The organism is Aeromonas aquatica (genome assembly GCF_000764655.1).
GTDB classification, from domain to species: Bacteria; Pseudomonadota; Gammaproteobacteria; order Enterobacterales; family Aeromonadaceae; genus Aeromonas; species Aeromonas aquatica.
Window position 1 is genome coordinate 20,869 of the sequence record NZ_JRGL01000095.1, and the last position, 9,535, is coordinate 30,403.

Sequence of the window (9,535 nt, forward strand, 5' to 3'; positions counted from 1 at the left end):
GACATGACATCACAAACGAGGTTACAGGACGGATTCTCCCTCAAGCGCTGCCTGCTGGATGCGATTTTTGCCGGCTTGGTGGCGCTGATTATTTTTGGCCCCATCGTCGGCGTGGTGCTGGATGGCTACAGCTTTAATTTCGCAGGACAACGATTGCTGTGGATCATCCTGGCCGTCATGGCTGGGCGTTTTCTGATGAGCGCCTTCTTGACCACGGCCGTGGGGACCCGCCTGCTCGCTTTTTTTGAAACGGACAACTCGGGCGTCTATGTGCGGGCTCCCGACTACAAGAATCCCCTGCGCTGGATTATTCCGCTGGTGCTCGCGCTGGCCATCTGTTTCCCCTTCGTTGCCACCAAATATGTGCTGACGGTGGCGATCCTCGGCCTGATTTATGTGCTGCTCGGCTTGGGATTGAACATTGTGGTGGGCCTGGCCGGTTTGCTGGATCTGGGGTACGTCGCCTTCTATGCCATTGGTGCCTATGGCCTTGCGCTTGGCTATCAATATCTCGGCCTTGGGTTCTGGTCCATGTTGCCGCTGGCGGCGCTGATCTCGGCGGCGGCCGGGGCCTTGCTGGGGTTTCCGGTGTTGCGCATGCATGGGGATTACCTGGCGATTGTGACGCTCGGTTTCGGGGAGATCATTCGCCTGATCTTGAATAACTGGCTGGCCTTTACCGGCGGTCCAAACGGGATTTCTGCCCCGCCACCCACGCTCTTTGGTCTGGAGTTTGGGCGACGGGCGAAAGAGCAGGGCGGTGTGCCCTTTCATGAATTCTTTGAGCTCACCTATAACCCCAATCTTAAATTCATCTTCATCTATACCATTCTGGTGCTGGTGGTGGTGTGGGTGCTCTATGTCAAACATCGCCTGACCCGCATGCCGATCGGGCGCGCCTGGGAGGCGCTGCGGGAAGATGAAGTCGCCTGCCGCTCCATGGGGCTGAACCACGTCTTGGTCAAACTCTCCGCCTTCACGCTCGGGGCATCCACCGCAGGGATTGCCGGGGTGTTTTTTGCCACCTATCAAGGATTCGTCAACCCGACCTCATTCACCTTCTTCGAATCGGCCCTGATCCTCGCCATAGTAGTGCTGGGCGGCATGGGCTCGACCATTGGTGTCGTGCTGGCGGCCTTTGTGCTGACGGTCACGCCGGAGCTGCTGCGCGGCTTCGCCGAGTACCGGGTGTTGCTGTTTGGTATGTTGATGGTGGCGATGATGATCTGGCGGCCGCGGGGCCTTATCCGCATTAACCGCAGCGGCTTCGCGGTGCGAAAAGGGGTGGCACCATGACAACTCATCCATTGAACGACATGATCCTGAGCGTCGAGCATCTGATGATCTCCTTCGGCGGCATCAAGGCGCTCAACGACGTGAGTCTCGAGGTGCGGCGTGGCTCCATCACCGCACTCATCGGCCCCAACGGCGCGGGGAAGACCACGGTGTTCAACTGCCTGACCGGTTTCTACCGGGCGACCGGCGGCAATATTTTTTTCAACGCACGCAATGAAACGACCAATGTGATCCAGGTCCTCGGTCAGAAATTCCAGCCAGGTGACTGGGTCAACCCGGCGCAGCTGGGGCAGCGCATCTTCTACAAGATGTTTGGTGGCACCCACCTGGTGAACCGTGCCGGGCTTGCGCGTACTTTCCAGAATATCCGCCTGTTTAGGGAGATGTCGGTAGTGGAAAATCTGCTGGTCGCCCAGCACATGCAGGTCAACCGCAACTTGCTGGCCGGTGTGCTCAACACCCCGGCGTACCGGCGGGCCGAGAGCCGCGCGCTGGATCGCGCGTTTTACTGGCTCGAGGTGGTGGATCTGGTGGACTGTGCCAACCGGTTGGCGGGGGAGATGTCCTATGGCCAGCAACGACGGCTGGAGATTGCCCGCGCCATGTGCACGGCCCCGGAGCTGATTTGCCTCGATGAACCCGCCGCCGGACTCAACCCGGTGGAGACGCGCACCCTCAGCAAGATCATCCGGTTTCTGCGCGATCATCACGGCATCACAGTGCTGTTGATTGAGCACGACATGGGCATGGTGATGGAGATCTCGGACCACATCATAGTGCTGGATCACGGCGATGTGATTGCAGAGGGTAAACCTGAACAAATTCAACATGATGATAAGGTGATTGCCGCCTATCTTGGCACCGACGAAGACGAGGTCTGCGCATGAGCGAGGCGATGCTGGAGTTTCGTGACGTCGATGTGTTCTATGGCGCCATTCAGGCGCTGCAACAGGTCAGCCTGCAGGTGCATCAAGGGGAAACAGTGGCGTTGATCGGCGCCAATGGGGCCGGGAAATCCACGTTGTTGATGTCGATCTTTGGTCAGCCACGGATCCGCAGCGGTCAGATCCTGTTTTGCGGCGAAGAGATCAGCCATCGCTCGACACACTTCGTCGCCTCGGCGGGCATTGCCCAGGCCCCGGAGGGACGGCGGATCTTCCCCGACATGACGGTCGAAGAGAATCTGCTGATGGGCACCATACCAATAGGCGATCGCCATGGGGCGCAGGATATGCAGACCATGTTCGATCTGTTTCCGCGTTTGAAAGAGCGCCGCAAGCAACGGGCGATGACGATGTCAGGGGGGGAGCAGCAGATGCTGGCCATCGCCCGTGCGCTGATGAGTCGCCCCAAGTTGTTGTTGCTGGATGAACCCAGCCTCGGGCTTGCCCCCATCGTAGTGAAACAGATCCTGCATACGCTGCGAGAGCTGGCGCAAAGCGGCATGACGATCTTCCTGGTCGAGCAAAACGCCCATCACGCGCTGAAGCTGTCCGATCGTGGCTATGTGATGGTCAACGGGAAGATCCGGTTAAGCGGCACTGGTGAGGAGTTGCTGGGTAACCAGGAGGTGCGCAGAGCCTATCTGGGGGGGGCAGAATAACAAAAAAGCCCGCTCAGTTTCCTAAGCGGGCTTTAGAAGATGGCTCCCTCGACAGGACTTGAACCTGTGACATACGGATTAACAGTCCGCCGTTCTACCGACTGAACTACGAGGGAATTGGCTCCTCCTACTGGACTTGAACCAGTGACATACGGATTAACAGTCCGCCGTTCTACCGACTGAACTAAGGAGGAATTGCCTGTCTCGTCGAGACGGTGCGGATATTAATGATCCCCCGGACGAGTGTCAACCCGTAACCTTGCGCAAAAAATGGCTTTTCGGTCCGTTTGCCCAAAACTTGGTCGTTGTGGACTATTTTCAGCACAATCAGCAGCTTGGGATAGCTATCTGGCACCGGTCAGGCGGCTCTGTCTTGTCTGGTAGGGCTTGGCTGGGCGAGCGCGGCTCAAAGGTGCGGGGGAGAGGCATCCGCTGCGGCGTTGATGGGCAGGTACAGGCTACATCTAGCCGCTCAAGGCGCCGCTGCCTGAGGGCCGGGCAGCGGCAGCCAGCTTGCGCAGCCCCGAGTCGTTAGATGATCGCGGATAACTCAAATGACGATAAACATCGGCGATATACCGCTCATCCACGGCAATACTGTGGGGTAATGGCCATTTCTTGATCCTGCCCATCGAATTATCTTGCCGGCTCGGGTATGGTTGCCCTCGATACCATCGCCGCGTCGACAGCTCTGCCGGCCCTTGATGATGATCGGGTGCCGGTTCACTCCGGCCTTTGTCTCCCTCTTCTGGTATTACCCTAGACATGCACAATCAAGCTTCCTTACAAGGCGTGAAGCTGGCTATCGCATTGCGCCAATCCTGTTTCGACGAACCCTATAGCGTTGCGCGCTTCGGTCGCGATCTCATCGCCGGCATCACGGTCGGCATCATTGCCATTCCGCTGGCCATGGCGCTGGCCATCGCCAGCGGCGTGCCGCCCCAGCATGGCCTCTACACCGCCATCATCGCCGGCATTGTCATCGCCGTGACGGGGGGATCGCGCTTCTCCATCTCGGGGCCGACCGCCGCCTTTGTGGTGATCCTCTATCCGGTGGCCCAGCAGTTCGGGGTCGGTGGCCTCTTGATGGCGACCTTGCTCTCCGGCTTCTTCCTGGTGGCCATGGGCATGGCCCGGCTCGGCCGCCTGATCGAATACATCCCGCCCTCGGTCACCCTGGGCTTCACCGGCGGCATCGCCATCGTGATCGCCACCTTGCAGATCAAGGACTTCTTCGGCCTCACCGTGGCCGAGATGCCGGAAACCTATGTCGGCAAAGTCGAGGCGCTGGCCCTGGCCCTGCCAAGCTGGCAGTGGGGGGATACCCTGGTGGGGGTGGCTACCCTGGCCGTGCTGCTGCTCTGGCCCAGATTGCGGCTGCCGGTGCCGGGCCATCTGCCGGCCGTGCTGGTGGGGGTCGGACTCGGAGTGGGCCTGCACAGTGTGGGCGTGGACGTGGCCACCATCGGCAGCAAGTTCAGCTACACCCTGGCCGATGGCACCCAGGGCATGGGGATCCCGCCCATAGCGCCGACCCTGATGATGCCCTGGTCCCTGCCCGGGCCGGACGGTGCGCCCGTGGTCTGGGATCTGGAGGCCATTCAGCGGTTGCTGCCTGCCGCCTTCTCCATGGCCATGCTGGGCGCCATCGAATCACTGCTCTGCGCCGTGGTGCTGGATGGCATGACGGGGCGCAAGCACAGCTCCAATGGTGAGCTGGTGGGGCAGGGGTTGGGCAATATCCTGGCGCCCTTCTTCGGTGGCATCACGGCGACGGCCGCCATTGCGCGCTCCGCCGCCAACGTGCGGGCCGGGGCTACCTCGCCCATCTCCGGCATAGTGCATGCGCTGGTGGTGCTGGCCGCCATCCTGGTGCTGGCCCCCTGGCTCTCCTGGTTGCCGCTCTCCGCCATGGCCGCGCTGCTGCTGTTGGTGGCCTGGAACATGAGTGAAGCCCACAAGGTGGTGGATCTGATCCGCCGGGCGCCGCGCTCGGATGTGCTGGTGCTGCTGGTCTGCCTCTCCCTGACCGTCATCTTCGACATGGTCATCGCCATCACCTTCGGGGTGATCCTGGCATCCCTGCTGTTTGTGCGCGAGATCGCCAAGATGACCCGACTGCACAACCTGGCCGAGCACAAGCGTTACGCCAGCGAGGTGCCGGCACAGACCCTGATCTACAAGATCAACGGCCCCCTGTTCTTTGCGGCGGCGGAGCGGGTCTTCGACGAGTTGCTGGCCCAGGTCAAGGATCACAAGGCGCTGATCCTGCAGATGGAGGCCGTCTCCATCCTCGACGCAGGGGGCTTGTCGGCCTTCCAGCAGTTCGCGAGGCGGATGGCCAAGGCAGGCGTGCCGCTGAAGGTGGCCGAGTTGCAGTTCCAGCCCCTCAAGACCCTGGCCCGGGCCAGGGTGCGTCCCATCCCGGGTGAGCTGGAATTCTACGGCTCGCTGGAGGAGGCCATCAGAGGAGAACACTTGCACGAAGTGGCTGAAAATTGACTGAAAGGGATAGGGAACGGCCTGTTTTTGGTCAGTTGGTTCGGTAATTGAGCAATTGATTGCAAAAAGTAAAAAATGAGATTGACCGGTCTGCACCTATCCCTTATCTTACGCCCCGTTCCAGCGCAACAGCGACGAGAACGGCGTGGTGATTGGACACGTTAAAGCGCAGTCGAAAATTTGGTGAGGTGTCCGAGTGGCTGAAGGAGCACGCCTGGAAAGTGTGTATACGGCAACGTATCGAGGGTTCGAATCCCTCCCTCACCGCCAAATTGAAAGTGAAAAAACCCAATGAACTTCATTGGGTTTTTTCGTTTATAGTCTTTGCGTGATTTCTCCCTGGATCCGCCGGGTGGCTCCATCATGTGTCCAAGCAACAATCAAAGCGGCAACGATTAGGCCCCCTTCCTCTTGCGAAGGCATTGTGTAGCTCTGGCTTGCCCTGCTCTGCCCGTATTCTCCTCTGGATCAACGCGCCCCCGCTTGCCATAGACTGCGGCTGCCCATATCTGGGCTCTCATCGATCGCCCCTCCCAGCCCCACCTCTGCTTGCCGTGTCTGCACCGCTTCCATTCCCCTTCGCCAGGGCGCTTGAGTCCTATGACATCAATCACCGGATGAACCAGCGGCCATCGGTTGGTTAGCCGGACCCTGATATCCACTGTTCAGCTCGCACTATCATCCTCGCTGCTTCCGCCAGTCCGCAGGGGGTTGGTCCGCTTGCGCTACGGATCTGCATCAAGAGGCGACTGACACAACAAGGCCCTTATGAAGCTGGTTTCAGGGCGCTTTGTTGAGATAGATCAAGGGGATGGTGGATTATCGTTCGCAGGGGATGTGATGTTTTCCGGCAGTGGGTATGGTAGGCCCGCCACTAATAATTAATAACTGAAAGGTTCTGTGAGCTATGTGGAAATGGTTGCACCCCTATGCCAAACCCGAGCGAGCCTACCGGCTGGCCGGGACCCTGCTGCCCTGGTTTGCCGTGACCAGCCTGCTTGCCTTCGTCGTCGGCACCGTCTGGGGTCTGGCCTTCGCGCCCCCTGACTACCAGCAAGGGGATTCCTTTCGGATCATCTATATCCATGTGCCTGCCGCCGCGCTCTCCATGGGGGCTTACGCGACCATGGCGGTGGCGGCCTTCATCGGGTTGGTGTGGCAACTGCGCATAGCCGACATGACGGTGGCCGCCATGGCGCCGGTGGGGGCCCTGTTCACCGCCCTGGCCCTGTTGACAGGCTCTGCCTGGGGCAAGCCCATGTGGGGTACCTGGTGGGTCTGGGATGCCCGCCTCACCTCCGAGCTCATCCTGCTGTTCCTCTATCTCGGCGTCATCGCGCTCTACAACACCTTCAGCGACAAGGTAGTGGCGGGACGCGCCGCCGGCATACTGGCGCTGGTGGGGGTGATCAACCTGCCCATCATTCACTACTCGGTGGAGTGGTGGAACACCCTGCACCAGGGCGCCACCATCAGCAAGCTGGATAAACCCTCTATGTCCCCCGAGATGCTGTGGCCGCTGCTCATCATGATGCTGGCGTTCGCGACCTTCCTCGGCGCCCTGACCCTGATGCGTTTCAGGAATGAACTGCTGATGCGGGAGTGGCATCGCCCCTGGGTCGCCGACATCGCCAGGCTGGAGAAGTAAGCATGCACTTTGCCTCATTCAGTGACTTCATGGCCATGGGCGGTTACGCCTTCTACGTCTGGCTCTCCTATGGCTTCGTCGCGCTCGGCCTCATCGGCGTCATTATTACCACCCGGTTGAAGACCCGCAGCCTGCTCAATGAGTTGCGCAGCAAGCAGGCGCGCGAGACCCGCCGCCAGGCGGCCCAGCAGATGGAGAACACCCTATGAACCCGAGACGCAAGAAACGGCTCACCATCATCCTGGCCATCAGCCTCGGCCTCGCCAGCGTGACCGGTCTGGTGCTCTATGCCCTCAGCCAGAACATCGATCTCTTCTATACCCCGAGCGAATTGGTGGAGGGCAAGGGGCCGGACAAGATCAAACCCGAGGCGGGGCAGCGTCTGCGGATCGGTGGCCTGGTGGTGCCCGGCACAGTGGTACGGGATCCCCAGAGCCTCAGGGTGACTTTCAAGCTGATCGACAACGGCGGCAAAATGGTCGCGGTTGAATATGACGGCATCTTGCCGGATCTGTTCCGCGAGGGGCAGGGCATCGTCGCCCAGGGCGCCCTCAAGGATGCCACCACGGTGGCCGCCTTCGAGGTGTTGGCCAAGCACGACGAGAACTACATGCCGCCGGAAGTGGCCGACGCCACCAACGGCCTGCACTTCAAGCCGCAATACACAGAGGCGCAGTTGAAGAGCGTTCAGCAATGAGGTCGTTCGTCCTGCCGTCCTGTTTATCCAGCCTTGCCGCGCCATCGAAAGGAAGTCGTTCATGATCCCTGATGTGTTGGCGCAATGCTCACCGTCTCATGCCTGTGCACCGGTTCTGGTCGCGGCGCAATTGAAAGGAAGTCAGCCATGATCCCTGAACTGGGGCAATTTGCACTGATCCTGGCCTTCGCCACCGCCTTGCTGCTGGGAAGTTACCCGCTGCTCGGTGCCAAACTGGGTCGCCTCGGCATGATGTCGGCGGCCAGGCCGCTGGCCTATACCCAGTTCCTGCTGCTGCTGCTGTCGTTCCTCTGCCTGACCTGGGCCTTTGTGGACAACGACTTCACCGTGCAGTATGTGGCCACCAACTCCAACAGCCTGCTGCCGCTCGCCTACCGCATCTCGGCGGTGTGGGGTGCCCACGAGGGATCCTTGCTGCTGTGGGCGTTGACGCTCGGCGGCTGGACCGCCGCCGTGGCGCTGCTGAGCCGCAGCCTGCCGCTCGATGCGGTGGCGCGGGTGCTGGGGGTGCTCGGCCTCATCTCGATCGGCATCACCGCCTTCGTGCTGTTCACCTCGGATCCCTTCACCCGCACCCTGCCGTACTTCCCGGTGGATGGGCGTGACCTCAATCCACTGTTGCAGGATCCCGGCCTCATCTTCCATCCACCCATGCTCTATATGGGCTACGTGGGCTTCTCGGTGGCCTTCGCCTTCGCCATCGCCTCCCTGATGACCGGGCGGCTCGACGCCACCTGGGCGCGCTGGTCCCGTCCCTGGACCATGGCGGCCTGGGTCTTCCTGACGCTCGGCATAGTGCTCGGCTCCTGGTGGGCCTATTACGAGCTTGGCTGGGGCGGTTGGTGGTTCTGGGATCCGGTGGAAAACGCCTCCTTCATGCCCTGGCTGGCGGGCACGGCCCTGCTGCATTCACTGGCGGTGAGCGAGAAGCGCGCCAGCTTCAAGGCCTGGACTGTGCTGCTGGCGCTGTCTGCCTTCTCTCTGAGCCTGCTCGGCACCTTCCTGGTGCGCTCCGGTATTTTGGTGTCGGTCCATGCGTTCGCCTCCGACCCGACCCGCGGCCTGTTCATCCTCGGCTTCCTGCTGGCGGTGATCGGCTCCTCTTTGCTGCTGTTTGCCTTCAAGGGCTCCCAGGTCAAGAGCCACGGCAAGCATGAGCTGTGGAGCCGCGAGACCCTGCTGCTCGGCAATAATATCCTGCTGGTGGCGGGTCTGCTGACCGTGCTGCTCGGCACCCTGCTGCCCCTGGTACACAAGGAGCTGGGGCTCGGCAGCATCTCCATCGGTACTCCCTTCTTCAACCACATCTACAGCTGGCTGATCATCCCCTTCGCCTTGCTGCTGGGGCTGGGGCCCCTGTTCCGCTGGCGCCGCCAGGAGCTCGGTGAGCTCAAGGGCAAGGTGGTGCTGGCGCTGGGGCTGAGCCTGGTCGCCGCCTTCGGGCTGCCGCAGCTGTTTGCCGGGGAGTTCAAGCCCTGGGCCGCGCTCGGCATCGGGCTCGGCACCTGGATCATCGTCACCAGCGTGCAGGAGACCTGGGTGCGTGCCACCCACAAGCACGGCTTCACCACCGGTGTTCGCCGCCTCGGCAACAGCCACTGGGCCATGATCCTGGGTCATGTGGGGCTGGCGGTCAGCATCATCGGTATCGCCTGCACCCAGAACTACAGCATCGAGAAGGACCTGCGCATGCAGGTCGGCGATCGGGCGCAGTTCGCCGACTACGAGTTCGTCTTCGCCGGCATCAAGGAGAAGAACGGCCCCAACT

General features: G+C 61.1%; 8 protein-coding genes and 3 tRNA genes. 9 read left to right on the forward strand and 2 right to left on the reverse strand.

Annotated elements, in window-relative coordinates:
- Window positions 1–3 precede the first annotated feature (3 nt).
- The 3 genes from livM to LG30_RS0111075 are packed head-to-tail and all read left to right on the forward strand — an operon-like array spanning window position 4 to window position 2,899.
- Window positions 4–1,296, forward strand: a complete 1,293-nt coding sequence (gene livM, locus LG30_RS0111065; protein ID WP_033130772.1) for a high-affinity branched-chain amino acid ABC transporter permease LivM — start codon at window positions 4–6, stop codon at window positions 1,294–1,296.
- Entirely contained in the window at window positions 1,293–2,183 is an 891-nt protein-coding gene (locus LG30_RS0111070) for an ABC transporter ATP-binding protein (protein WP_033130773.1), read from the forward strand. The genes livM and LG30_RS0111070 overlap by 4 nt, the downstream gene beginning before the upstream one ends.
- Window positions 2,180–2,899 carry an ABC transporter ATP-binding protein gene (locus tag LG30_RS0111075; RefSeq protein ID WP_033130774.1) on the forward strand — a complete coding sequence of 240 codons (720 nt, stop codon included), beginning with the start codon at window positions 2,180–2,182 and terminating at the stop codon, window positions 2,897–2,899. The genes LG30_RS0111070 and LG30_RS0111075 overlap by 4 nt, the downstream gene beginning before the upstream one ends.
- A 40-nt stretch (window positions 2,900–2,939) precedes the next feature.
- Here the strand turns inward: LG30_RS0111075 and LG30_RS0111080 are convergent.
- Window positions 2,940–3,015, reverse strand: a tRNA-Asn gene (locus LG30_RS0111080).
- A 2-nt stretch (window positions 3,016–3,017) separates the two neighbouring features.
- A tRNA-Asn gene (locus tag LG30_RS0111085) sits at window positions 3,018–3,093 on the reverse strand.
- Window positions 3,094–3,664: 571 nt separating this feature from the next.
- Here LG30_RS0111085 and dauA point away from each other — a divergent pair.
- The 6 genes from dauA to LG30_RS0111115 all read left to right on the forward strand — a co-directional run.
- Window positions 3,665–5,401, forward strand: coding sequence for a C4-dicarboxylic acid transporter DauA (gene dauA / locus LG30_RS0111090; RefSeq protein ID WP_033130775.1), 1,737 nt, complete (start codon window positions 3,665–3,667; stop codon window positions 5,399–5,401).
- A gap of 182 nt (window positions 5,402–5,583) precedes the next feature.
- Window positions 5,584–5,671 (forward strand) — tRNA-Ser (locus tag LG30_RS0111095).
- A gap of 637 nt (window positions 5,672–6,308) precedes the next feature.
- The gene (locus LG30_RS0111100) at window positions 6,309–7,049 is read left to right on the forward strand and encodes a heme ABC transporter permease (RefSeq protein ID WP_033130776.1); all 741 of its coding nucleotides are present in this window, start codon (window positions 6,309–6,311) and stop codon (window positions 7,047–7,049) included.
- Between the two features lie 2 nt (window positions 7,050–7,051).
- Complete coding sequence (gene ccmD, locus LG30_RS0111105; RefSeq protein ID WP_033130777.1) at window positions 7,052–7,258, forward strand: heme exporter protein CcmD; 207 nt, start codon at window positions 7,052–7,054, stop codon at window positions 7,256–7,258.
- Entirely contained in the window at window positions 7,255–7,746 is a 492-nt protein-coding gene (gene ccmE, locus LG30_RS0111110) for a cytochrome c maturation protein CcmE (protein ID WP_033130778.1), read from the forward strand. The genes ccmD and ccmE overlap by 4 nt, the downstream gene beginning before the upstream one ends.
- A 147-nt stretch (window positions 7,747–7,893) precedes the next feature.
- Window positions 7,894–9,535, forward strand: a 1,642-nt coding sequence (locus LG30_RS0111115) for a heme lyase CcmF/NrfE family subunit (RefSeq protein WP_033130779.1), incomplete at its 3' end; no start/stop codon positions are given.

Excerpts from the sequence above, each read along its gene's own strand:
- LG30_RS0111100 (WP_033130776.1), top strand. The coding sequence starts at position 6,309 with ATGTGGAAATGGTTGCACCCCTATGCCAAACCCGAGCGAGCCTACCGG.
- LG30_RS0111075 (WP_033130774.1), top strand. The coding sequence starts at position 2,180 with ATGAGCGAGGCGATGCTGGAGTTTCGTGACGTCGATGTGTTCTATGGC.
- LG30_RS0111070 (WP_033130773.1), top strand. The coding sequence starts at position 1,293 with ATGACAACTCATCCATTGAACGACATGATCCTGAGCGTCGAGCATCTG.
- dauA (WP_033130775.1), top strand. The coding sequence starts at position 3,665 with ATGCACAATCAAGCTTCCTTACAAGGCGTGAAGCTGGCTATCGCATTG.
- ccmE (WP_033130778.1), top strand. The coding sequence starts at position 7,255 with ATGAACCCGAGACGCAAGAAACGGCTCACCATCATCCTGGCCATCAGC.
- livM (WP_033130772.1), top strand. The coding sequence starts at position 4 with ATGACATCACAAACGAGGTTACAGGACGGATTCTCCCTCAAGCGCTGC.
- ccmD (WP_033130777.1), top strand. The coding sequence starts at position 7,052 with ATGCACTTTGCCTCATTCAGTGACTTCATGGCCATGGGCGGTTACGCC.